23 protein-coding genes are annotated in these 23444 nt (G+C 71.0%); 18 read left to right on the top strand and 5 right to left on the bottom strand.

Annotation, left to right across the window (positions count from 1 at the left end):
- Positions 1 to 97: 97 nt before the first annotated feature.
- Positions 98 to 937, bottom strand: a complete 840-nt coding sequence (locus ACZ4SW_RS08590; protein WP_468239695.1) for a peptidylprolyl isomerase — start codon at positions 935 to 937, stop codon at positions 98 to 100.
- Between the two features lie 167 nt (positions 938 to 1104).
- Between ACZ4SW_RS08590 and ACZ4SW_RS08585 the strand changes: the two genes are divergently transcribed.
- Both ACZ4SW_RS08585 and hisS read left to right on the top strand, forming a co-directional pair.
- Positions 1105 to 1812: an MBL fold metallo-hydrolase gene (locus ACZ4SW_RS08585; RefSeq protein WP_468239693.1), complete on the top strand. Its 708-nt coding sequence runs from the start codon at positions 1105 to 1107 to the stop codon at positions 1810 to 1812.
- 13 nt (positions 1813 to 1825) lie between these two features.
- Positions 1826 to 3088: a histidine--tRNA ligase gene (gene hisS, locus ACZ4SW_RS08580; protein WP_468239690.1), complete on the top strand. Its 1263-nt coding sequence runs from the start codon at positions 1826 to 1828 to the stop codon at positions 3086 to 3088.
- A gap of 103 nt (positions 3089 to 3191) precedes the next feature.
- On the opposite strand, the gene ACZ4SW_RS08575 is transcribed toward hisS, so the two are convergent.
- Genes ACZ4SW_RS08575 through ACZ4SW_RS08560 form a run of 4 tightly spaced genes read right to left on the bottom strand, consistent with a single transcriptional unit; the run spans position 3192 to position 6728 of the window.
- Positions 3192 to 3815, bottom strand: coding sequence for a response regulator (locus ACZ4SW_RS08575; protein WP_468239688.1), 624 nt, complete (start codon positions 3813 to 3815; stop codon positions 3192 to 3194).
- Complete coding sequence (locus ACZ4SW_RS08570; RefSeq protein WP_468239686.1) at positions 3812 to 5023, bottom strand: sensor histidine kinase; 1212 nt, start codon at positions 5021 to 5023, stop codon at positions 3812 to 3814. Before ACZ4SW_RS08570 ends, ACZ4SW_RS08575 begins: the two co-directional genes overlap by 4 nt.
- Positions 5020 to 5865 (bottom strand): ABC transporter permease, encoded by an 846-nt coding sequence (locus tag ACZ4SW_RS08565; protein WP_468239683.1) that lies wholly within the window; start codon positions 5863 to 5865, stop codon positions 5020 to 5022. The genes ACZ4SW_RS08570 and ACZ4SW_RS08565 overlap by 4 nt, the downstream gene beginning before the upstream one ends.
- The gene (locus ACZ4SW_RS08560; RefSeq protein WP_468239680.1) at positions 5862 to 6728 is read right to left on the bottom strand and encodes an ABC transporter ATP-binding protein; all 867 of its coding nucleotides are present in this window, start codon (positions 6726 to 6728) and stop codon (positions 5862 to 5864) included. Before ACZ4SW_RS08560 ends, ACZ4SW_RS08565 begins: the two co-directional genes overlap by 4 nt.
- 141 nt (positions 6729 to 6869) lie before the next feature.
- On the opposite strand from ACZ4SW_RS08560, the gene ACZ4SW_RS08555 reads away from it, so the two are divergent.
- The 16 genes from ACZ4SW_RS08555 to nusB all read left to right on the top strand — a co-directional run bounded on the left by ACZ4SW_RS08555 (position 6870) and on the right by nusB (position 23230).
- Positions 6870 to 7529, top strand: a complete 660-nt coding sequence (locus ACZ4SW_RS08555; protein WP_468239678.1) for a vitamin K epoxide reductase family protein — start codon at positions 6870 to 6872, stop codon at positions 7527 to 7529.
- Positions 7530 to 7579: 50 nt separating this feature from the next.
- Entirely contained in the window at positions 7580 to 8935 is a 1356-nt protein-coding gene (locus tag ACZ4SW_RS08550) for a replication-associated recombination protein A (protein WP_468239675.1), read from the top strand.
- A 339-nt stretch (positions 8936 to 9274) separates the two neighbouring features.
- Complete coding sequence (gene rpsD, locus ACZ4SW_RS08545; RefSeq protein ID WP_468239673.1) at positions 9275 to 9889, top strand: 30S ribosomal protein S4; 615 nt, start codon at positions 9275 to 9277, stop codon at positions 9887 to 9889.
- A 323-nt stretch (positions 9890 to 10212) separates the two neighbouring features.
- Positions 10213 to 10656, top strand: a complete 444-nt coding sequence (locus ACZ4SW_RS08540) for a DUF948 domain-containing protein (protein WP_468239670.1) — start codon at positions 10213 to 10215, stop codon at positions 10654 to 10656.
- Between the two features lie 2 nt (positions 10657 to 10658).
- The gene (locus ACZ4SW_RS08535) at positions 10659 to 11027 is read left to right on the top strand and encodes a hypothetical protein (RefSeq protein WP_468239668.1); all 369 of its coding nucleotides are present in this window, start codon (positions 10659 to 10661) and stop codon (positions 11025 to 11027) included.
- Complete coding sequence (gene alaS / locus ACZ4SW_RS08530) at positions 11027 to 13699, top strand: alanine--tRNA ligase (protein ID WP_468239665.1); 2673 nt, start codon at positions 11027 to 11029, stop codon at positions 13697 to 13699. Before ACZ4SW_RS08535 ends, alaS begins: the two co-directional genes overlap by 1 nt.
- 26 nt (positions 13700 to 13725) lie before the next feature.
- Positions 13726 to 14190: a Holliday junction resolvase RuvX gene (ruvX, locus tag ACZ4SW_RS08525; RefSeq protein ID WP_468240324.1), complete on the top strand. Its 465-nt coding sequence runs from the start codon at positions 13726 to 13728 to the stop codon at positions 14188 to 14190.
- A gap of 122 nt (positions 14191 to 14312) precedes the next feature.
- Positions 14313 to 16100, top strand: a complete 1788-nt coding sequence (gene mltG / locus ACZ4SW_RS08520) for an endolytic transglycosylase MltG (RefSeq protein WP_468239663.1) — start codon at positions 14313 to 14315, stop codon at positions 16098 to 16100.
- A 5-nt stretch (positions 16101 to 16105) separates the two neighbouring features.
- Positions 16106 to 16933, top strand: coding sequence for a shikimate dehydrogenase (locus tag ACZ4SW_RS08515; RefSeq protein WP_468239660.1), 828 nt, complete (start codon positions 16106 to 16108; stop codon positions 16931 to 16933).
- Between the two features lie 168 nt (positions 16934 to 17101).
- On the top strand, positions 17102 to 18286 hold the full coding sequence (aroC, locus tag ACZ4SW_RS08510) for a chorismate synthase (protein ID WP_468239658.1): 1185 nt from the start codon (positions 17102 to 17104) through the stop codon (positions 18284 to 18286).
- Positions 18283 to 18801 (top strand): shikimate kinase, encoded by a 519-nt coding sequence (locus ACZ4SW_RS08505; protein WP_468239656.1) that lies wholly within the window; start codon positions 18283 to 18285, stop codon positions 18799 to 18801. Before aroC ends, ACZ4SW_RS08505 begins: the two co-directional genes overlap by 4 nt.
- Entirely contained in the window at positions 18798 to 19889 is a 1092-nt protein-coding gene (gene aroB, locus ACZ4SW_RS08500; protein ID WP_468239653.1) for a 3-dehydroquinate synthase, read from the top strand. The genes ACZ4SW_RS08505 and aroB overlap by 4 nt, the downstream gene beginning before the upstream one ends.
- 204 nt (positions 19890 to 20093) lie before the next feature.
- Positions 20094 to 20966, top strand: coding sequence for a Pro-rich N-terminal domain-containing protein (locus tag ACZ4SW_RS08495; RefSeq protein WP_468239651.1), 873 nt, complete (start codon positions 20094 to 20096; stop codon positions 20964 to 20966).
- 97 nt (positions 20967 to 21063) lie between these two features.
- Entirely contained in the window at positions 21064 to 22170 is a 1107-nt protein-coding gene (locus tag ACZ4SW_RS08490; RefSeq protein WP_468239648.1) for an aminopeptidase P family protein, read from the top strand.
- Positions 22171 to 22226: 56 nt separating this feature from the next.
- Positions 22227 to 22793 carry an elongation factor P gene (gene efp, locus ACZ4SW_RS08485; protein WP_468239646.1) on the top strand — a complete coding sequence of 189 codons (567 nt, stop codon included), beginning with the start codon at positions 22227 to 22229 and terminating at the stop codon, positions 22791 to 22793.
- 2 nt (positions 22794 to 22795) lie between these two features.
- Positions 22796 to 23230: a transcription antitermination factor NusB gene (gene nusB / locus ACZ4SW_RS08480; RefSeq protein ID WP_468239644.1), complete on the top strand. Its 435-nt coding sequence runs from the start codon at positions 22796 to 22798 to the stop codon at positions 23228 to 23230.
- Positions 23231 to 23444 lie beyond the last annotated feature (214 nt).

The raw sequence follows: 23444 nt of genomic DNA, 5'->3' as shown, positions 1-23444 counted from the left end.
GCCCCCGGGCATCGTCCACAGTTTCGTCACGGCCAACATAGGCGACCGGCGGGGCGGCTGTCCGCATCCCGCGCGACCGAAATTCCGCAGTTGACGTTCAGGATTTCGTCACCGTCGCCTTGTTGATCACGACGGTCGCGTTCGGCGCTCCGTCGCCCCCACCCGTGCTCTCGCCGGCGGCGGCGATCTTCTTCAGCACCTTCATGCCGGCCGCGTCGATGGTGCCGAACGGGGTGTAGTCGGGCGGCAACTGGCTGTCCTGGTAGACGAGGAAGAACTGGCTGCCGCCGGTGTTGCGGCCCTGGTTGGTCGAGGCGTTGTACTGGTTGGCCATGGCCACGGTGCCCGCCGGGTACACGTTGCCCTTCAGGCTCTTGTCCTTCAGGTTCTCGTCGGGGATGGTGTAGCCGGGCCCGCCGGTGCCGTTGCCCTTCGGGTCGCCGCACTGCAGCACGTAGATGCCGCTGGTGGTGAGCCGGTGGCACTTGGTGTGGTCGAAGAAGCCCTGCGCCGCGAGGAAATTGAACGAGTTCACGGTGTGCGGGGCCGCGGCCGTCTTCATCGCGATGCCGATGTCACCGCAGGTGGTCTGCAGGTTCATCGTGTACTTGGCCGACGTGTCGATCGTCATCGCCGGCTCCTTCTTCCAGCTCAGCGACTTGGCCTTGCCCGGCGCGGGCTTCGCGCAGGGGTCCGGCGCCTTGCTGGGCGCAGAGGCGCTCGGGGACACCTCCGCGCCCGCGTTCGCCTTCTTGTCGTCGTTCTTGAAGACCCCCGCCGTGTACGACACCACACTGCCCACCAGCAACACGCCGAGCACCGAAGCGATCACGGAATTGCGCATCCGTGCCTTGCGCCGCGCCTCCGTACGCCGCTGCTGCTGCCGCAAGAACTTCTCCCGGGCGAGCTGTCGCCGCCGCTGTTCCTGGCTGACCACGGGGTTTTCTCCTCATGCGTCTCGTCCGCCGACCGGTACGCGTGCGTCTGGTGTGCCGACCGCATGCGTGTGCCCCGTACCGTATATGGGTTCGCTGAGGAATCGGCAGCGCCGGTAGGCTCTGACCCACAGCCAGTGACGCCCGTACGACACAACGAAGGACGATCGTGCTGATTGCCGGGTTCCCCGCCGGGGCCTGGGGGACCAACTGTTACCTGGTCGCCCCCGCCGCGGGTGAGGAGTGCGTGATCATCGACCCCGGCCACCAGGCCGCCCAGGGGGTCGAGGACGCGCTGAAGAAGCATCGGCTCAAGCCCGTCGCGGTCGTCCTCACCCACGGCCACATCGATCACGTGGCCTCGGTCGTCCCGGTCTGCGGCGCGCACGACGTACCGGCGTGGATCCACCCCGACGACCGGTACATGATGAGCGACCCCGAGAAGGCGCTCGGGCGTTCCATCGGGATGCCGCTGATGGGCGAGCTGACCGTGGGGGAGCCGGACGACGTCAAGGAGCTCACCGACGGAGCGAAGCTCGAGCTGGCGGGTCTGGAGCTGTCCGTCGCGCACGCGCCCGGCCATACCAAGGGGTCGGTGACCTTCGGCCTGCCCGAGGCGGCGGACATCCCGCCGATCCTCTTCTCGGGCGACCTGCTGTTCGCCGGCTCCATCGGACGCACCGACCTGCCCGGCGGTGACATGGCCGAGATGCTCGACTCGCTGGCCCGCGTGTGCCTGCCGCTCGACGACTCGACCGTGGTGCTGTCCGGCCACGGCCCCCAGACGACCATCGGCCGGGAGCGCGCCACCAACCCGTATCTGCGGCAGGTGGCCGCCGGCCAGGGAGCCCAGGAGGCTCCCCGACGAGGAATGTGACGAGAGACCTTCCGTGAGCACCTTCAAGGCCCCCAAGGGCACGTACGACCTGATCCCGCCGGACTCCGCCAAGTACCTGGCCGTCCGTGAGGCCATCGCCTCCCCGCTGCGCAACTCCGGATACGGCTACATCGAGACGCCGGGCTTCGAGAACGTGGAACTCTTCGCGCGCGGCGTGGGGGAGTCCACGGACATCGTGACCAAGGAGATGTACGCCTTCGAGACGAAGGGCGGCGACAGGCTTGCCCTGCGCCCCGAGGGCACGGCGTCCGTGCTGCGCGCCGCCCTCGAGGCCAACCTGCACAAGGCGGGCAACCTGCCGGTCAAGCTCTGGTACTCGGGTTCCTACTACCGCTACGAGCGCCCGCAGAAGGGCCGCTACCGCCACTTCTCGCAGGTGGGCGCGGAGGCGATCGGCGCCGAGGACCCGGCGCTGGACGCCGAGCTGATCATCCTGGCCGACCAGGCGTACCGCTCCCTGGGCCTGCGGAACTTCCGCATCCTGCTCAACTCGCTGGGCGACAAGGAGTGCCGCCCGGTCTACCGCTCCGCGCTCCAGGACTTTCTGCGGGGCCTGGACCTGGACGAGGACACGCGCCGCCGCATCGACATCAACCCGCTGCGGGTCCTCGACGACAAGCGCGAGTCGGTCCAGAAGCAGCTGGACGGCGCGCCGCTGCTGCGCGACTACCTGTGCGACGCGTGCAAGGCGTACCACGAGGAGGTCCGCGAGCTGATCACCGCGGCGGGCGTGGCGTTCGAGGACGACCCCAAGCTGGTGCGCGGCCTGGACTACTACACGCGGACGACCTTCGAGTTCGTCCACGACGGCCTGGGCTCCCAGTCCGCGGTGGGCGGCGGCGGCCGCTACGACGGCCTGTCCGAGATGATCGGCGGCCCCGCGCTGCCGTCGGTGGGCTGGGCGCTGGGCGTCGACCGTACGGTGCTGGCGCTGGAGGCCGAGGGGATCGAGCTGCAACTCCCGGCCACCACCAGTGTGTTCGCCGTCCCGCTCGGCGAGGAGGCCCGCCGTGTGCTGTTCGCGAAGGTCACGGAGCTGCGCAAGCTCGGCGTCGCGGCGGACTTCGCGTACGGCGGCAAGGGGCTGAAGGGCGCGATGAAGAACGCCAACCGCAGTGGCGCCCGTTACACGATCGTCGCCGGGGAGCGTGATCTCCAGGAGGGCGTGGTGCAGCTGAAGGACATGGAGTCCGGGGAGCAGGTGGCGGTCGGGGTGAACGAGATCGTGGCGGAACTGGAGTCCCGGCTCGGCTGACCCTCCGGGGGCGCAGGCCGTGTCGGTTCGTCCCCCGCCGTGTGCGGGGGATGCGGTCCCCGCTGAGCCCCTGGGACGGGCAGGGGCGGCGGGGCGAGAACCCTCAGTCGAGCAGGCCGTGTCGCATCGCGCTCGTCACCGCCGCCGTCCGGTCGTCCACCCCCAGCTTTCCGAACACGCGCAGCAGGTGCGTCTTCACCGTCGACTCCCCGATGAACAACCGCCGTCCGATCTCCGCATTCGTGCACCCCTCCGCCACGAGCCGCAACACCGCCGTCTCCCGTTCCGACAGCCGCGGCCGCTCCGGCCTGGCCCGCAGCCGGTCCACCAGGCGGGCCGCGACCGACGGCGCCAGGACCGTCTCGCCGCGCGCCGCCGCACGCACCGCCTCGGCCAGTTCCCCCCGCGGCAGGTCCTTGAGCAGATAGCCCGCCGCCCCCGCCTCCACCGCCCGCAGGATGTCCCGGTCCGTCTCGTACGTCGTCAGCACGATCACCCGGCACGGCAGCCCGGCCTCCGCCATCCGCTCGATCGAGTCGACACCCGCGCCGCCCGGCATCCGCAGGTCCATCAGCACGATGTCCGGCCGCAGTTCGGCCGCCAGCGCCTCCGCCTGCGGCCCGCTCGACGCGTCCGCGACCACCTCGAGATCGGGCTCCGCGCTGAGCATCGCGCGCAGTCCCTCCCTTACGACGGGATGGTCGTCGGCGAGAACGATCCGGATCATGAAGCACTCCCGAGAACAGGCAGGACGGGCAGGACGGGCAGCCGTACGGTGACGCTCGTGCCCTCGCCCGGCGCGCTGCGGACCTCGGCCGTGCCGCCCACCTCGGCGGCCCGCGCCCGCAACCCGGTCAGACCGTAGCCCCCGGTCGGTGCGGACGGGTCGAAGCCGCAGCCGTCGTCCCGGACCGAGACGGCCAGTGTGTCGTCGTCGTACGCCAGTGCTATCGCGAGCGTGGCGGAAGCCCCCGCATGCTTACGGGCGTTGGCCAGCGCCTCCTGGCACGACCGCAGCGCCACCACCTCCACCCCGGCAGGCAGCGCCCGCACCGGCCCCGTGACCTCCACCTGCGCGTCGTGCCGCGCCGCCAGCCGCCGCAACGCGTCCGGCAGCGAGACCCCCTCCAGGTCGGCCGGTGCGCCCCCGGCCACCAGTGCCCGCGCCTCGGCGAGGTTCTGCCGGGCCGTCTCGGTCATCAGCGCCAGATGGCGCCGGGCCTGCGGGACGTCGTGCTCCAGCTCGGCCTCCACCGCCTGGACCAGCATCAGCAGGCTGGTGAAGCCCTGTGCGAGCGTGTCGTGGATCTCCCGCGAGAGCCGCTCCCGCTCGGCGAGCGCGCCGTGCGCCGCCGACAGACGGGAGATCTCGTGCCGGCTGGCCTCCAGTTCCGCGATCAGCTCGGCCCGCTCCGCGCTCTGCTCGATGATCCGGATGATCCAGCCGCCGATCACCACCGAGAAGACCAGGGTGACCAGCGCGAACACGGAGTTGGCGAAGAGATCCCGGGCGCTCGGGCGCCACAGCAGCGCCCACGCCGCCACCGGCAGCAGATTGATGAGCGTGACGGCGACGAGCGCCCAGCGTGTGCGCAGCGCCATGAAGCACTGGGGGATGAGCGCGAACGCCATCAACCGCGTCTCGCCGACCAGCACCGCCGACGGCAGGAACAGCGCCATCGCCCCGGCCAGGTAGCGCAGCGCCCGCCGCTGCTCGGGCGGGTCCTCCTGCAACAGCGACCGCCCCACCACCCCGTACAGGGGCACCAGCGGTACGAGCAGCCCGGCCGCCACCACACGGACGGCCCACCCCGGATGCGCCGCGCCGAGCACGAACGCCAGGGTGGCCGCCCAGGCGACCCCGAAGTACGCGTCCCACAGCCCGATCGAACGGTCCCACGCGTGCGCGTCCGGCACCGTGCGCCGGCCTGTCATCCGTCGCGCCGGCTCTTCCACCGGAAGGTCAGCAGACACAGCGCCAATCCTCCGACGCACCAGGCCCCGAGCACCAGGGCGATCCGCCCGAACTCCCAGCTCCCCGCCGCTTCCAGGACCCGCGCCGAATCGGGCAGGAACACGCCCCGCAACCCCTGGCACAGCCACTTCAGCGGGAACAGGGCGCCGATGTCCAGCATCCAGTGCGGGATGGTCGCGATGGAGATGTACACCCCGGAGATGAACTGCAGCACCAGGAACGGCAGCACGACCACGGAGCTGGCGCTCTTGCCGGACTTCGGCACCGAGCTGATCGCGATGCCGAGCAGCGCGCACGCCGTCAGCCCGAGCACGAAGATCCAGGCGAAGTCCAGCCACCTCCCGGCGTCCGACGGCAGGTCCACGCCGTACAGCGTGGTGCCGACGAGCAGCAGGATCGCCGTCTCCAGGACCCCCGTGAAAAGGACCAGCCAGATCTTCCCCAGGAAGTACGCCGCCGGCGGCATCGGCGTGCCCCGCAGCCTGCGCAGCGCCTTCTCGTCGCGCTCCACCGCGATCGATATCCCCAGGGACTGGAAGCTCGTCGACATGATCCCCGAGGCCATCATCGCGGGCACGTACAGCTGCGAGGCGGTGAGCCCCTTGACGCCCACGTGGTCGTGGAAGATCGATGCGAACAGGAACAGGAAGACGACCGGGAAGGCGAAGGTGAACACCACCTGCTCGCGCTGCCGGAAGAACTGCTTGATCTCCAGCACGCCCCGGTGCGCCCCGAGGGTCCAGGCCCCGGGCAGCCGTTCGGCGGTGGCCCGGGTCCCGGGCCGTACGGCGGTCGTCGTCATCGCGCGTCCTCCTGTCCGGTCAGGCGCAGATACACGTCCTCCAAGGTGGGGCGGCCGACCCGCAGCCCCGGGATCTCACCGTCGAAGCGCCGGGCGAGCTCCGCGACCGTCCGGGTCGGGGTGCCGGTGCGCTCGCGGCGAGGGGTGCCGTCCGCCTCCGTCCACTCGACGGTGGCCTCGCTGCCGAACCGGTCCCGCAGTGCGGTCGGGGTGCCTTCGGCGACCACCCGGCCCCGGGCGACGACCGCCAGCCGGTGCGCCAGGGCCTCCGCCTCCTCCAGGTAGTGCGTGGTGAGCAGGATCGTCGTGCCCTCGTCGGCGAGCAGACGGATCAGGTCCCAGAACTGTCGCCGGGCCGCCGGGTCGAAACCGGTCGTCGGCTCGTCCAGGAGCAGCAGCTCGGGGTCGCCGATCACGCCCAGGGCCACGTCGAGGCGGCGCCGCTGACCGCCGGAGAGCGCCTTGATCCGGCTGTCCGCCTTCCCCTCGAGCCCCACCAGGCCGATGACGTGCTCCGGGTCGCGCGGCCGTGGGTAGTAGCGCGCGAAGTGGCGTACCGTCTCGCGGACCGTCAACTCCGCGGGCGCCGATTCGTCCTGCCAGACGATCCCCACTTTCGAGCGCCACGCGCGCGTGCCCCGCGCCGGGTCCACCCCGAGCACGGACACCTCGCCCCCGTCCCGGCCGCGGTTGCCCTGGAGGATCTCCACGGTGGTGGTCTTGCCGGCGCCGTTCGGCCCGAGCAGGCCGAACACCTCGCCCCGCCGGATCCCCAGATCGATTCCGTCGACCGCGGTCACGTCCCCGTACTGCTTGCGCAGCCCCCGTACGTCCACCGCGAGTCCGTTCGCGTGTGTGGTCATACGGCGAGCTTCGGCCGGAACCGAACGCTCCGGGACGACCGTGCGTACTTCCTTATGTCCATCGAACGGTGGACCCGCGCCCGCGTGCGGCACAATGACCCCAACCCGCAGGTCCACCTCTCGAGCATCGGAAGCGGCGTGATGAGCAAGACGACAGTCAACGACGTCTCCACCGGATCCACCGAGCCGACGCGCACGGACACCTCCCCCCGCACGGTGGGCGGCAGCCGCGCGTTCGCCCTGCTGCTGGTGATCGCCGGTGCGGCCGGTCTGCTCGCCGCATGGGTCATCACGATCGACAAGCAGAAGATCCTCGAAGCCAAGGTGAGCGGCAAGACGTTCACCCCGAGCTGCAGCATCAACCCGATCGTGTCCTGCGGCAGCGTCATGGAGAGCAAGCAGGCCGCCGTCTTCGGCTTCCCCAACCCGATGCTCGGCCTCGTCTGCTACGGCATCGTCATCTGCGTCGGCATGAGCCTGCTCGCCCGCGCCCGCTTCCCCCGCTGGTACTGGCTGACCTTCAACTTCGGCACGCTCTTCGGCGTCTGCTTCGTGACCTGGCTGCAGTTCGAGTCCCTGTACCGGATCAACGCGCTGTGCCTGTGGTGCTCGCTCGCCTGGGTCGCCACGATCACCATGTTCTGGTACGTGACCTCGTTCAACGTCCGCAACGACTTCCTGCCCGCCCCGCGTCCGGTCAAGAACTTCCTCGGCGAGTTCACCTGGGTGCTCCCGGTCACGCACTGCGGTGTCATCGCCATGCTCATCCTGACCCGGTGGGGCAGCCACCTCTGGGCCTGATCCACACGGCCCCCGGGGCGTTGTCGGTGCGGTGACTTAGGGTTTCCCTCGTGGAGCCCGACCTGTTCACCGCCGCAGCAGAAGAACGCCAGGAGAAGGACCCGAGCACCAGTCCCCTGGCGGTCCGCATGCGCCCGCGCACCCTCGACGAGGTGGTGGGCCAGCAGCACCTGCTGAAGCCGGGGTCCCCGCTGCGCAGACTGGTCGGCGAGGGCGGCGGCGGCCCCGCCGGGCCCTCCTCGGTCATCCTGTGGGGTCCGCCCGGCACCGGCAAGACGACCCTGGCGTACGTCGTCTCCAAGGCCACCAACAAGCGGTTCGTGGAGCTGTCGGCGATCACCGCGGGCGTGAAGGAGGTCCGGGCGGTCATCGACGGCGCCCGCCGCGCCAGCGGGGGCTTCGGCAAGGAGACCGTCCTGTTCCTGGACGAGATCCACCGCTTCAGCAAGGCCCAGCAGGACTCCCTGCTCCCGGCCGTGGAGAACCGCTGGGTCACCCTGATCGCCGCGACCACGGAGAACCCGTACTTCTCGGTGATCTCCCCGCTGCTGTCCCGCTCCCTCCTGCTCACCCTCGAGCCGCTCACGGACGACGACGTGCGCGGTCTGATCCGCCGCGCGCTGACCGACGAGCGCGGCCTGAAGGGCGCCGTCACCCTCCCCGAGGACACCGAGGACCACCTGCTGCGCATCGCCGGCGGCGACGCCCGGCGCGCCCTGACCGCCCTGGAGGCCGCCGCCGGAGCGGCGCTCGCCAAGGGCGAGGCGGAGATCGGCCTGACGACGCTGGAGGAGACCGTCGACCGCGCCGCGGTCAAGTACGACCGTGACGGCGACCAGCACTACGACGTGGCCAGCGCCCTCATCAAGTCCATCCGCGGCTCCGACGTGGACGCGGCCCTGCACTACCTGGCCCGCATGATCGAGGCCGGCGAGGATCCGCGCTTCATCGCCCGCCGCCTGATGATCTCCGCCAGCGAGGACATCGGCCTCGCCGACCCCAACGCCCTGCCGATCGCCGTCGCCGCCGCCCAGGCCGTCGCCATGATCGGCTTCCCGGAGGCCGCGCTCACCCTCAGCCACGCCACCATCGCCCTCGCCCTGGCCCCCAAGTCGAACGCGGCGACCACGGCGATCGGCGCGGCCCTGGAGGACGTCCGCAAGGGGCTGGCCGGGCCCGTGCCCCCGCACCTGCGCGACGGCCACTACAAGGGCGCGGCCAAGCTCGGCCACGCCCAGGGGTACGTCTACCCGCACGACCTGCCGGAGGGCATCGCCGCCCAGCAGTACGCCCCGGACGCGCTCAAGGACCGCGAGTACTACACCCCGACCCGGCACGGCGCCGAGGCGCGCTACGCGGACGCCGTGGAGTGGACCCGCAAGCACCTCGGTCGCAGGCAGTCCTAGGCAGCCTGTAGACTTGCTCGAAGCGCTGCGTCCCGTGTCCGGCACCTCAAAAGGGTCCGGCACCACCAGAGCGGGACATCCAGCCGGAACCCCACCGCCCTACGGCACGGGGATCCAGGAGCGTCGCGCACCGTCGAACGGTGTCGCGGGCAGCCCACCACCACCCGGAGCCCCGGAGCGGTCGGTGGGCCACTCGCGTGCTGCACGTATGTGCCCAGACCAGGGGAGCGGCTGCCCGGCAGGTCCCGCGCGGACCCGCAGGGTTTCCCCGGCTGCGGATGCGACCTCCCCTAACCCTGGTGAAGCCGATCACTTACAGAAACACGAGGTGTTTGGTTCATGGCGAACCAGTCCCGCCCCAAGGTCAAGAAGTCGCGTGCCCTCGGTATCGCGCTGACCCCGAAGGCCGTCAAGTACTTCGAGGCCCGCCCCTACCCGCCGGGTGAGCACGGTCGCGGCCGCAAGCAGAACTCGGACTACAAGGTCCGTCTGCTGGAGAAGCAGCGCCTGCGCGCTCAGTACGACATCTCCGAGCGTCAGCTCGTGCGCGCCTACGAGCGTGCCTCCAAGGTCCAGGGCAAGACCGGTGAGGCCCTGATCGTCGAGCTGGAGCGGCGCCTCGACGCGCTGGTCCTGCGTTCGGGCATCGCCCGCACGATCTACCAGGCCCGCCAGATGGTCGTCCACGGCCACATCGAGGTCAACGGCCACAAGGTCGACAAGCCGTCGTACCGCGTCCGTCCCGACGACGTCGTGATGGTCCGCGAGCGCAGCCGTGAGAAGACGCTCTTCCAGGTCGCCCGCGAGGGTGGCTTCGCCCCCGACGGCGAGACCCCGCGCTACCTCCAGGTGAACCTCAAGGCCCTGGCGTTCCGCCTGGACCGTGAGCCGAACCGCAAGGAGATCCCGGTGATCTGCGACGAGCAGCTCGTCGTCGAGTACTACGCCCGCTGATCGCTTTCCGGCGGACGTAGCGCTCCCAGCACGTCAGGCCCGTCGTCTCCCGCCCTTCCGGGCGGCCGAGGCGGCGGGCCTGACGCGTCTGTGGACGTCCGTGTGAAGGGCCCCGACTCGCCGACCGGGAGCAGGAGTTCCCGATCGGCCGTGCCCGGCGCTCCGCCCGGGAGACACTCGGTGACCGGCATTGCGCGCCGCGTGCTCCCGCCCGGCACAACTCCCCACCGGGCCGCCCGGAATCCGGTACGGAACGCCCGCCGCGGCGCGATAGGCTCGGGGAACCGAGTTTTCGATGTTCAGGCACGTTCTGGAGGGAGCGGGTGCACACGGTGTCCGGTGGAGAAGTGGCCGGGATCCTGGTGGCCGTCTTCTGGGCGATCCTGGTCTCCTTCCTCGCCGTCGCACTGGCGAGGCTGGCCCAGACGCTCAAGGCGACGACCAAACTGGTGGCGGACGTGACCGACCAGGCCGTCCCGCTGCTGGCCGACGCCTCCGCCGCCGTGCGTTCCGCGCAGACCCAGATCGACCGGGTTGACGCCATCGCGTCGGACGTCCAGGAGGTCACGTCCAACGCGTCCGCACTGTCGACGACCGTCGCGTCGACCTTCGGCGGCCCCCTGGTCAAGGTCGCGGCGTTCGGCTACGGCGTACGCCGGGCGATCGCCGGCCGCCGGGAGAACGTGCCCGCCAAGGCCCCCCGGCGTACCGTGATCGTGGGCCGCACCGTCCCGTCCCCGCGACGGGCGAAGCGGAAGAAGGACTAGCGATGTTCCGCCGTACGTTCTGGTTCGGCACCGGCGTGGCAGCCGGTGTGTGGGCCACCACCAAGGTCAACCGCAAGCTGAGGCAGCTCACCCCCGAGAGCCTGGCCGTGACAGCGGCGAACAAGGCGATCGAGGCGGGCCACCGGCTCAAGGACCGCGCGGTGGAATTCGCCCTCGACGTCCGCGACAACATGAACCGGCGGGAGGCCGAACTCGGTGACGCGCTCGGTCTGAACGCCCCCGTCGAGCCGCCCGAGCTCCCCGGACCCCGGCGGTACGCCGCCATCGAGAACCGCAACAGCCCGAAGCACGTCGAGCCACCGACGTATTCGCAAACGAAGCACTCGTACAACCGGAATGAGGACCACTGATGGAGTCGGCTGAGATCCGCCGCCGCTGGTTGAGCTTCTTCGAGGAGCGCGGTCACACCGTCGTCCCTTCGGCGTCGCTCATCGCGGACGACCCGACTCTGCTGCTCGTCCCGGCCGGCATGGTGCCCTTCAAGCCCTACTTCCTCGGCGAGGTCAAGCCGCCCTACCCGCGCGCCACCAGCGTGCAGAAGTGCGTGCGCACGCCCGACATCGAAGAGGTCGGCAAGACCACGCGGCACGGCACGTTCTTCCAGATGTGCGGCAACTTCTCCTTCGGCGACTACTTCAAGGAAGGCGCCATCAAGCTCGCCTGGGAGCTGCTCACCACGCCCCAGGACAAGGGCGGTTACGGCCTCGAGCCCGACCGGCTGTGGATCACCGTCTACAAGGACGACGACGAGGCCGAGCAGATCTGGCGCGACGTCGTCGGCGTCCCGGCCGAGCGCATCCAGCGCCTGGGCATGAAGGACAACTTCTGGTCCATGGGCGTCCCCGGCCCGTGCGGACCCTGCTCCGAGATCAACTACGACCGCGGCCCCGAGTTCGGCGTCGAGGGCGGCCCCGCCGTCAACGACGAGCGGTACGTGGAGATCTGGAACCTCGTCTTCATGCAGTACGAGCGCGGCGAGGGCACCGGCAAGGACAACTTCGAGATCCTCGGTGACCTGCCGAGCAAGAACATCGACACCGGTCTCGGCCTCGAGCGGCTCGCCATGATTCTGCAGGGCGTGCAGAACATGTACGAGATCGACACCTCCATGGCCGTGATCAAGAAGGCCACCGAGCTGACCGGTGTCGCCTACGGCGACGCCCACGACTCGGACGTGTCGCTGCGCGTGGTCACCGACCACATGCGCACCGCCACCATGCTCATCGGCGACGGCGTCACCCCGGGCAACGAGGGCCGCGGCTACGTCCTGCGCCGCATCATGCGCCGCGCCATCCGCAACATGCGCCTGCTGGGTGCCACCGGTCCGGTCGTCAAGGACCTGATCGACGTGGTGATCCACATGATGGGCCAGCAGTACCCCGAACTGGTCACCGACCGCGAGCGCATCGAGAAGGTCGCCCTCGCCGAGGAGGCCCGCTTCCTCAAGACCCTCAACGCCGGGACGAACGTCCTGGACACCGCCGTCGCCGAGACCAAGGCCGCCGGATCCACCGTGCTGCCCGGCGACAAGGCCTTCCTGCTCCACGACACCTGGGGCTTCCCGATCGACCTCACCCTGGAGATGGCCGCCGAGCAGGGGCTGTCCGTGGACGAGGACGGCTTCCGCCGCCTGATGAAGGAGCAGCGGGAGCGCGCCAAGGCCGACGCCCAGGCCAAGAAGACCGGCCACGCCGACCTCGGCGCCTACCGCGAGATCGCCGACACCGCCGGCGAGACCGACTTCATCGGCTACTCCGACACCGAGGGCGAGTCCACCATCGTCGGCATCCTGGTCGACGGCGTCTCCTCCCCGGCCGCCACCGAGGGCGACGAGGTCGAGATCGTCCTCGACCGCACCCCGTTCTACGCCGAGGGCGGCGGCCAGATCGGCGACACCGGCCGTATCAAGGCCGACTCCGGCGCCGTGATCGAGGTCCGCGACTGCCAGAAGCCGGTGCCGGGGGTGTACGTCCACAAGGGCGTCGTCCAGGTCGGCGAGGTGACCGTCGGTGCCAAGGCCCACGCCGTCATCGACTCCCGCCGCCGCAAGGCCATCGCCCGCGCCCACTCGGCCACGCACCTCACCCACCAGGCCCTGCGCGACGCCCTCGGCCCGACGGCCGCCCAGGCCGGTTCCGAGAACCAGCCCGGCCGCTTCCGCTTCGACTTCGGCTCCCCGTCCGCCGTCCCGACGGCCGTGATGACCGACGTCGAGCAGAAGATCAACGAGGTGCTCGCCCGCGATCTCGACGTGCACGCCGAGATCATGGGCATCGACGAGGCCAAGAAGCAGGGCGCCATCGCGGAGTTCGGCGAGAAGTACGGCGAGCGCGTGCGCGTCGTCACCATCGGCGACTTCTCCAAGGAGCTGTGCGGCGGCACCCACGTGCACAACACCGCCCAGCTCGGCCTGGTGAAGCTGCTCGGCGAGTCCTCCATCGGCTCGGGTGTCCGCCGTATCGAGGCCCTGGTCGGCGTGGACGCCTACAACTTCCTCGCCCGCGAGCACACGGTCGTCAACCAGCTCACCGAACTCCTCAAGGGCCGCCCGGAGGAACTGCCCGAGAAGATCTCCGGCATGCTCGCCCGGCTGAAGGACGCCGAGAAGGAGATCGAGAAGTTCCGCGCCGAGAAGGTGCTCCAGGCCGCCGCCGGGCTCGCCGAGTCCGCCAAGGACATCCACGGCGTCGCCGTCGTCACCGGCCGGGTCCCGGACGGCACCACCACCGACGACCTGCGCAAGCTGGTCCTCGACGTGCGCGGCCGCATCCAGGGCGGCAGGGCCGCCGTGGTGGCCCTGTTCACGGTCACGGGCGGCAAGCCGCTGACGGTCATCGCCACCAACGAGGCCGCCCGCGAGCGCGGCCTGAAGGCCGGTGACCTGGTCCGCACGGCCGCCAAGACCCTCGGCGGCGGCGGTGGCGGCAAGCCGGACGTCGCCCAGGGCGGCGGCCAGAACCCGGCCGCCGTCGGTGAGGCCGTCGACGCCGTCGAGCGCCTGGTCGCCGAGACCGCCAAGTAAGACGCGGGCAAGAAACGGTCGTGAAGATGAGAAGAGGACGCCGACTCGCGATCGACGTCGGTGACGCCCGTATCGGGGTCGCCTCCTGCGACCCCGACGGGATCCTCGCCACCCCGGTGGAGACCGTCCCCGGGCGGGACATCCCCGCGGCCCAGCGGCGACTCGGGCAACTCGTCGAGGAGTACGAACCGATCGAGGTCGTCGTCGGACTCCCTCGCTCCCTCAAAGGGGGCGAGGGACCGGCGGCGGTCAAGGTCCGCGGATTCGCACAGGAGTTGGCGCGCATGATCGCGCCGGTTCCGGTCAGACTGGTGGACGAGCGCATGACCACCGTGACGGCCAGTCAGGGGCTGCGCGCCTCCGGCGTGAAGTCCAGGAAGGGCCGCTCCGTGATCGATCAGGCGGCCGCCGTCATCATTCTGCAGCAGGCGCTGGAATCCGAACGGGTGTCAGGTAAAGCACCCGGCGAAGGCGTCGAAGTGGTCATCTGATCGCGATACGGTAACGTTCCGCGCGATGCGATGGTGTTCGAACAGCCACCGCACAGAGAGAGGCGGGACGGGAGCCGGGCGCAGCGCCGCGCGACCTGAAGCCTCGCGGCTCTAGGGGATCGATGAGTGAGTATGGCCGGGGCCCAGGCCCCGCACCGTGGCATCCGGAGGACCCGTTGTACGGGGACGGCGGATGGGGAGGACATGAGGGCCACGCGGCCCCGTCCCCTTACGGCGGCCAGCACTACCCGGAGCAGCACTACGACGACTGGGGAGGCGGCCCGCAGGGCGCGCACGACCAGGGGCAGCAGGACTATCGGCAGTACGCGGACCAGTCGCAGTACCGGCAGCCGGGACAGCGCCCGGACCAGTCGCAGTACCAGCACCCGGGACAGCACCCGGACGGACAGCAGTACGCCGCCCAGGGGCAGCACGAGCAGCAGTACCCGGGCGGGCCTGGGCAGCACGAGCAGCAGTACCCCGGTCAGGGGCAGCAGGGCTACGGCGACGGCGGCTGGGACGGCGGCGGGCAGGCGCATGTGCCCTACGCCCCCGATCCGGCGGACCCCTACGGCGCCCAGCCCGGTGCGTACGGCGGTGAGCAGCCCGACTTCTACCAGACCCCCGACGCGTATCCGCCGCCGGAGCCGCCGAACCGGCGGCGCGCCGAACCGGAACCGAAGACCGACTGGGACCCCGACCCGGAGGAGGGCGAGCACGCCTTCTTCGCGGACGGCGACGACGAGGACGACGCCGATGACGAGCCGGACGGCCGGGGTGGCCGCGGCGAACGGCGGGGGCGCGGCGGCAAGACGGCCAAGGGCAGGAAGCGCCGCAACGGATGCGCCTGCCTGGTGGTCGTGCTCGTCCTCGGCGGCGTCGGCACAGTCGGGTATTACGGGTACCAGTTCTACCAAAATCGTTTCGGCGCGGCGCCCGACTACGTGGGCGAGGGCAACGGCGAACAGGTCACGGTCACCATTCCGAAAGGTGCCGGCGGTTACACCATCGGCCGGGTGCTCAAAGAGGCCGGAGTCGTCAAGAGCGTCGACGCGTTCGTCGCGGCACAGGAGCAGAACCCCAACGGCAAGACCATCCAGGCGGGCACGTACACGCTGAACAAGCAGATGTCCGCCGCGGCCGCCGTGCAGCTCATGCTCAGCCCGAAGAGCAAGAACAACCTGATCATCGCCGAGGGCTGGCGCAACACCAAGGTCTACGCCGCGATCGACCAGCGGCTGCAGCTCAAGCCGGGCACCACCCAGGACGTCGCCAAGAAGGAGTGGTCGAGCTTCGGCCTGCCCGACTGGGCCAACACCAGCAAGGACATCAAGGACCCGCTGGAGGGATTCCTCTACCCCTCGGCCTATCCCGTCGCCAAGGGGATGAAGCCCGAGGACGTCCTGAAGCAGATGGTCGACATGGCCAAGGAGAAGTACGCCCAGTTCGGCATCCAGGCCAAGGCCAGGAGCCTGAACCTGCAGAACCCGCTGCAGGTCCTCACGGTCGCGAGCCTCGTGCAGGCCGAGGGCAAGTACAAGCACGACTTCGAGAAGGTCGCCACGGTCGTCTACAACCGGCTGAAGCCGAACAACACCGAGACCAACGGTCTGCTCGACTTCGACTCGACGGTGAACTACCTGCGCGGCCAGTCCAAGCTCGGCACGGGATCCGTCAACGAGCTGCGGCAGATCAACGACCCGTACAACACGTACCGGATCAAGGGCCTGCCGCCCGGACCGATCGACAACCCCGGGGAGGTGGCGATCAAGGCCGCCCTGAACCCGGCCAAGGGAAACTGGTACTACTTCGTCTCGATCAACGACAACGAGACGCTCTTCGCCGAAACCAACGAAGAGCAGAACCGCAACCGCGAGAAGTACCTCCAAGAGCAGCAGAAGGGTCAGTAAGGCTCATGACGGGCAAGCGCCGGGCCGCCGTCCTCGGCTCCCCGATCGCCCACTCCCTCTCCCCGGTGCTGCACCGCGCCGCCTACCAGGAGCTGGGGCTGAAGGACTGGTCCTACGACCGGTTCGAGGTCGACGAGCAGGCGCTGCCCGGTTTCCTCGCAGACCTCGGACCCGAGTGGGCGGGACTGTCGCTGACCATGCCGCTCAAGCGGGCCGTCATCCCGCTGCTCGACTCGGTGAGCGACACGGCGGCCTCGGTGGAGGCCGTGAACACCGTCGTGTTCACCGGGGACGGGCGGCGCGTCGGGGACAACACCGACATCCCCGGAATGGTCGCCGCCCTGCGGGAGCGGGGCATCGAGGAGGTCGACTCCGCCGCGATCCTCGGCGCGGGCGCCACCGCCTCCTCCGCGCTGGCCGCGCTGGCCCGGATCTGCACCGGCCCGGTGGTCGCCTATGTCCGCAGCGAGGCCCGGGCCGCCGAGATGCGGCAATGGGGCGAGCGGCTCGACGTCGACATCCGCACCGCCGACTGGTCGGACGCCGACCGCGCGCTGCGCGCGCCGCTGGTCGTCGCCACCACACCGGCCGGGACGACGGACGCGCTGGCCGCCGCTGTCCCGGAGCGTCCCGCGACCCTGTTCGACGTGCTCTACGACCCCTGGCCCACGGCCCTCGCCGCACGATGGTCGGCCTACGGCGGTGCCGTCGTCAGCGGCCTCGACCTGCTGGTGCACCAGGCGGTGCTCCAGGTCGAGCAGATGACGGGCCGGGCCCCGGCCCCGCTGGACGCCATGCGCAAGGCGGGGGAGCACGCCCTGGCGACCCGCTAGCCAAGCAGCCCCGGTCGCGTCCGTCTGATGGACCGGGGCCGGTCACCGCCGCCGGACATGGGAGGATCGGAGGTGGCGGGACAGGGCCGCGCACCCGGTCGCGCCGTCGCCGTACGCGAGGACGCGCGTACACAGGGCAGTACCAGGCGCGAGCACTGAGGAGCACCGTTGAGCAGGTTGCGCTGGCTGACCGCGGGGGAGTCCCACGGTCCCGCACTCGTCGCGACGCTGGAGGGCCTTCCCGCCGGCGTGCCGATCACCACGGAGATGGTGGCGGACCACCTGGCGAGGCGGCGGCTCGGCTATGGGCGCGGTGCGCGGATGAAGTTCGAGCGGGACGAGGTCACGTTCCTCGGCGGTGTCCGGCACGGCCTCACCCTGGGCTCCCCGGTGGCGATCATGGTCGGCAACACCGAGTGGCCCAAGTGGGAGCAGGTGATGGCGGCCGACCCGGTGGACCCGGAGGTGCTGGCCGGCCTGGCGCGCAACGCGCCGCTGACCCGGCCGCGCCCGGGGCACGCCGATCTCGCCGGGATGCAGAAGTACGGGTTCGACGAGGCGCGCCCGGTGCTGGAGCGGGCCTCGGCGCGGGAGACGGCGGCCCGTGTCGCGCTCGGCGCGGTGGCGCGGTCGTACCTGAAGGAGACGGCCGGGATCGAGATCGTCAGCCATGTCGTCGAGCTGGCCTCCGCCAAGGCTCCCTACGGGCTCTACCCGACCCCCGCCGACGTCGAGAAGCTGGACGCGGACCCGGTGCGGTGCCTGGACGCGGACGCCTCGAAGGCGATGGTCGCGGAGATCGACCAGGCGCACAAGGACGGCGACACGCTCGGTGGCGTGGTGGAGGTCCTGGCGTACGGGGTGCCGGTGGGGCTGGGCTCGCACGTGCACTGGGACCGGCGGCTGGACGCGCGGCTCGCGGCGGCGCTGATGGGGATCCAGGCGATCAAGGGCGTCGAGGTCGGTGACGGGTTCGGGCTGGCGCGCGTGCCCGGCTCGAAGGCGCACGACGAGATCGTCGCCACCCCCGAGGGCATCAAGCGCGCCACGGGCCGCTCCGGCGGTACGGAGGGCGGTCTGACCACCGGTGAGCTGCTGCGGGTGAGGGCCGCGATGAAGCCGATCGCGACGGTGCCGAGGGCACTGGCGACCGTGGACGTCTCCACCGGTGAGCCGGCGCAGGCGCACCACCAGCGCTCGGACGTGTGCGCGGTCCCGGCGGCCGGGATCGTCGCGGAGGCCATGGTCGCGCTCGTCCTCGCCGACGCCGTGGCGGAGAAGTTCGGCGGTGACAGCGTGGCCGAGACCCGCCGCAATGTGCGCGGTTACCTCGACAGCCTGGCGATCCGGTGAGTGCCGTGCCTGTGGTCGTGCTGGTCGGCCCGATGGGGGTCGGTAAATCGACCGTGGGGCAGTTGCTCGCCGAGCGGATGGGTGTCGGCTACCGGGACACGGACGACGACATCGTGGCCGAGCAGGGCCGGTCGATCGCCGACATCTTCGTGGACGAGGGAGAGCCGGTCTTCCGTGCTCTGGAGAAGGCGGCGGTGCACAGGGCGCTGGCCGAGCACGAGGGGGTGCTCGCGTTGGGCGGCGGATCGATCCTCGACGAGGACACCCGGGCGCTGCTCGCCTCGCACCGGGTCGTCTACCTCTCGATGGACGTCGAGGAGGCGGTCAAGCGCACCGGGCTGAACGCGGCCCGGCCGCTGCTGGCGGTCAACCCGCGCCGGCAGTGGCGGGAGCTGATGGAGGCCCGCCGCCACCTGTACGAGGAGGTCGCGACGACCGTCGTCGCCACCGACGGCCGCAGTCCCGAAGAGGTCGCCCGAGCGGTCCTTGACGCACTGGAGTGGAAAGAAGCATGAGCGAGTCAGTGACGCGGATCCAGGTCGGCGGCACCGCGGGCACCGACCCCTACGAGGTGCTGGTCGGCCGGCAACTCCTCGGCGAGCTGGCCGGGTTGATCGGGCACCGGGCCAAGCGGGTCGCGGTGATCCACCCGGAGGCGCTGGCCGAGACGGGTGAGGCGCTGCGCGCCGACCTCGCCGGGCAGGGCTATGAGACCGTGGCCATCCAGGTGCCGAACGCGGAGGAGGCCAAGACCGCGGAGGTCGCCGCCTACTGCTGGAAGGCGCTGGGACAGTCCGGGTTCACCCGCACCGACGTCATCGTGGGCGTCGGCGGCGGGGCGACCACCGACCTGGCCGGGTTCGTGGCCGCCACCTGGCTGCGCGGGGTGCGCTGGATCGCGATCCCGACCACCGTGCTGGCGATGGTGGACGCGGCCGTCGGCGGCAAGACCGGCATCAACACCGCCGAGGGCAAGAACCTGGTCGGCGCCTTCCACCCGCCCGCGGGTGTGCTGTGCGACCTGGCGGCGCTGGACTCCCTGCCGGTCAACGACTACGTCTCCGGGCTCGCCGAGGTCATCAAGGCCGGTTTCATCGCCGACCCGGTGATCCTGGAGCTGATCGAGGCGGACCCGCAGGCCGCCCGCACTCCGACCGGGCCGCACACCGCGGAGCTGATCGAGCGGTCCATCCGGGTCAAGGCAGAGGTCGTCTCCTCCGACCTGAAGGAGTCCGGCCTCAGGGAGATCCTCAACTACGGGCACACGCTCGGCCACGCCATCGAGAAGAACGAGCGGTACAAGTGGCGGCACGGCGCCGCCGTCGCCGTCGGCATGCACTTCGCGGCCGAACTCGGGCGTCTGGCGGGCCGGCTGGACGACGCGACCGCCGACCGGCACCGCACCATCCTCCAGGCGGTGGGGCTGCCGCTGCACTACCGCTACGACCAGTGGCCCAAGCTGCTGGAGACGATGAAGGTCGACAAGAAGTCCCGCGGCGACCTGCTGCGCTTCATCGTCCTCGACGGCCTGGCCAAGCCCACCGTGCTGGAGGGCCCCGACCCAGCGGTTCTGCTCGCGGCGTACGGCGAAGTGGGGCAGTAGCTCCGTCCGGCCCGCGGCGGCGGGCGACTCGTTCCCCTCGGGACCGGTTGCCCCGATTCGCCTGCGAGGACGGGCACTTCGGGCCGCCCCCGGCCGTTCACACAACGACGGCCGGGGACGGTACCGTTCGGTAGGGAGCGGGGGATCACCCGCTGCCGGCGTCGAACGCCTGCGAGCCCCAACACGAGACGGAGTGGCCACCGGATGCAGCACGCAGTGGGAGCTCCGCTGCCGCCGCCCCACCAGCCGGGGCACGGCCCGGCGACCACCTGGTCACCGGCCGCACACCACCCGGGACAACCGGGCGCCCACCCGGGCCCCGCACCGCGGACCACGCCCACGCCGGGCTTCACGGCGCCACCGGTGCCGCCCGGGGCACCTGCCGCCCACCTCCCGCCGCAGCCGCAGCACACGCCCGCCCCGCCTCCCCCCGACCCCACCGGGCAGATGCGGCTCCCACCGGGCGCCCCGGTCGGCGTGCCGAGCGCACCGCCCGCCGCCGGAGCGCCCGACCTCGCCTCCGCCACACTCGCCGTGCTGCTGATCGGACCCGCGGGCGCCGGCAAGACCAGCGTCGCGAAGTACTGGGCCGAGCACCGCCGGGTCCCCACCGCCCACATCAGCCTGGACGACGTCCGCGAATGGGTGCGTTCGGGCTTCGCCGACCCGCAGTCGGGGTGGAACGACAACTCGGAGGCCCAGTACCGTCTGGCCCGCCGCACCTGCGGCTTCGCGGCCCGCAACTTCCTGGCCAACGGCATCTCCTGCATCCTCGACGACGCCGTCTTCCCGGACCGCCCCGTCGTCGGCCTCGGTGGCTGGAAACGCCATGTGGGCCCCGGTCTGCTGCCGGTCGTCCTGCTGCCCGGCCTGGAGATCGTGCTGGAACGCAACGCGGAGCGCACGGGCAACCGCCGGCTCACCGACGAGGAGGTGGCCCGCATCCACGGCCGCATGGCCGGCTGGTACGGCTCCGGCCTGCCGATCATCGACAACTCCCAGCTCGATGTGGAGGGCACGGCCCGCGCCCTGGACGAGGTCCTGGCCCGCGCCCTCGCGAGCCCGCCGAAGTGGTGACGCCGTAGGGCCTGCCTTTCGGATCGGCCCCGTCTCGTCGCCGCCCGTCCGGCCCTCTGGACCGGCGATATTCGGCCACCGCTCGTAGGCTCGGGTCATGTCAGAGGTGTACGCGGCCCGCCGGGAGCGGCTCAGGGAACGCTGCAGCGCGGGCGGCGGTGGGACGGCGCTGGTGTCCCGCCCCGCGAACGTCCGGTATCTGGCGGGTGCCGCGCCCCAGGGCGCCGTCCTGCTGCTGGGCATGAGCGAGGACGTGCTGCTGTGCGCCGGACCGCCGGACGACCACCCCGCTTACGGACGGCCGGACGAGGCGTTGCGGGTGCGTATTCTGCCGGTCACCGGTGGTGACACCGCCGTCGCCGCCGCCGACCTGGCCGCGGCGCAGGGTGCCGAGTCCCTGGCGGTGGAGGAGCACCACCTCACCGTGGCCCGCCACCGCTCCCTCCGCTCGGTCGCGCCGGGGCTGCGGCTCACCGACCTCGGCGGCGCGGTCGAGCAGCTCCGGGTCGTCAAGGACGAGGAGGAGATCGCCCTCCTCAGGATCGGCGCCGAGATCGTCGACCAGGCGCTGAGCGAGCTGCTGGAGTCCATCCTCGTCGGCCGCACGGAACGCCACCTCGCCCTCGAACTGGAACGCCGGCTCGTCGACCACGGCGCCGACGGCCCGGCCTTCGCCACGTCCGTCGCCACCGGACCGAACGCCGGACGCCGCGGCCACCGCCCCACCGACCGGCGGGTGGAGGAGGGCGACTTCCTCTCCGTCTGTCTCGGCGCCGCCTACCGCGGCTACCGCTGCGAGATCGGTCGCACCTTCGTCATCGGCACCTCGCCCGCCGACTGGCAGATCGAGCTGTACGACCTGGTGTTCGCCGCCCAGCGCGCCGGACGCCAGGCCCTCGCACCCGGCGCCGCGTACCGCGACGTGGACCGGGCCGCACGTCAGGTGCTGGACTCCGCCGGGTACGGCGGGGCGCTGCCGCCGCTGACCGGGCACGGTGTGGGACTCGAAATCGACGAGGACCCTCAGTTGACCCCCGCGGCCATGGGTAAACTGGACGCTTGCGTGCCGGTCACCGTCGAACCGGGGGTCCACCTCCCGGGCCGGGGCGGTGTCCGGATCGATGACACGCTCGTCGTACGCCCCGAGGCGGACGGCGGACCCGAGCTACTCACCATCACGACCAAGGAGCTGCTCGCGCTCTAGCCTCGCGCTGTGCGCCTGCCCCGGGGTCGTACGTCAGTCCAGGAGATTCCGCAACCGTGGCTTCCACGAACGACCTCAAGAACGGCATGGTGCTCAAGCTCGAAGGCGGCCAGCTCTGGTCCGTCGTCGAGTTCCAGCACGTCAAGCCCGGCAAGGGCCCCGCTTTCGTGCGCACCAAGCTCAAGAACGTGCTCTCCGGCAAGGTCGTCGACAAGACCTTCAACGCCGGCGTCAAGGTCGAGACGGCCACTGTCGACAAGCGCGACATGCAGTTCTCGTACATGGACGGCGACTACTTCGTCTTCATGGACCTGGAGACCTACGACCAGCTCCACATCGACCGCAAGGTCGTCGGTGACGCCGCGAACTTCCTGATCGAGGGCTTCGAGGCCACCGTCGCGCAGCACGAGGGCGAGGTGCTCTTCGTCGAGCTGCCGGCCGCCGTCGAGCTGACCATCGCCGAGACCGAGCCGGGTGTCCAGGGCGACCGCTCCACCGGCGGCACCAAGCCCGCCACGCTGGAGACCGGCCACCAGATCCAGGTCCCGCTCTTCATCACCACCGGTGAGAAGATCAAGGTCGACACGCGGACGAGCGACTACCTCGGCCGGGTGAACGCTTAACCGTGGCTGCCCGTAACACGGCCCGTAAGCGCGCCTTCCAGATCCTCTTCGAAGGTGACCAGAGGGGGGTCGACGTCCTGACGGTCCTCGCGGACTGGATCCGGCTCTCGCGTACCGACACCCGGCAGCCGCCGGTGAGCGAGTACACCATGCAGTTGGTCGAGGGCTACGCGCAGCACGCGAAGCGCATCGACGAGCTGATCGCCCAGTACGCGGTCGGCTGGACGCTGGACCGGATGCCGGTGGTCGACCGCAACATCCTGCGCCTCGGCGCCCACGAACTGATCTGGGTCGACGAGACGCCGGACGCCGTGGTGCTCGACGAGATGGTGCAGCTCGCCAAGGAGTTCTCCACGGACGAGTCCCCGGCGTTCGTCAACGGCCTCCTCGGCCGCCTGAAGGACCTGAAGCCGTCGCTGCGCCGTGACGACAGCTAAGGCAGGACCGGGAAACGCCGGAGGGCCCGCAGCGCGTGTGCTGCGGGCCCTCCGGCGTATCGACGAGGTCGCTCCGTGACCTGTCCGAAAGCGGCGCCGGGGGGGGGGGGGGGGGGGGGGGGGGGGGGGGGGGGAGGGGGGGGGGGGGGGGGGGGGGGGGGGGGGGGGGGGGGGGGGGGGGGGGGGGGGGGGGGGGGGGGGGGGGGGTGGGGTA

Source organism: Streptomyces sp. NPDC028331 (genome assembly GCF_055565775.1).
Note: the sequence above shows the minus strand (reverse complement) of the source record. Positions and strands in the feature narration are given on the sequence as shown.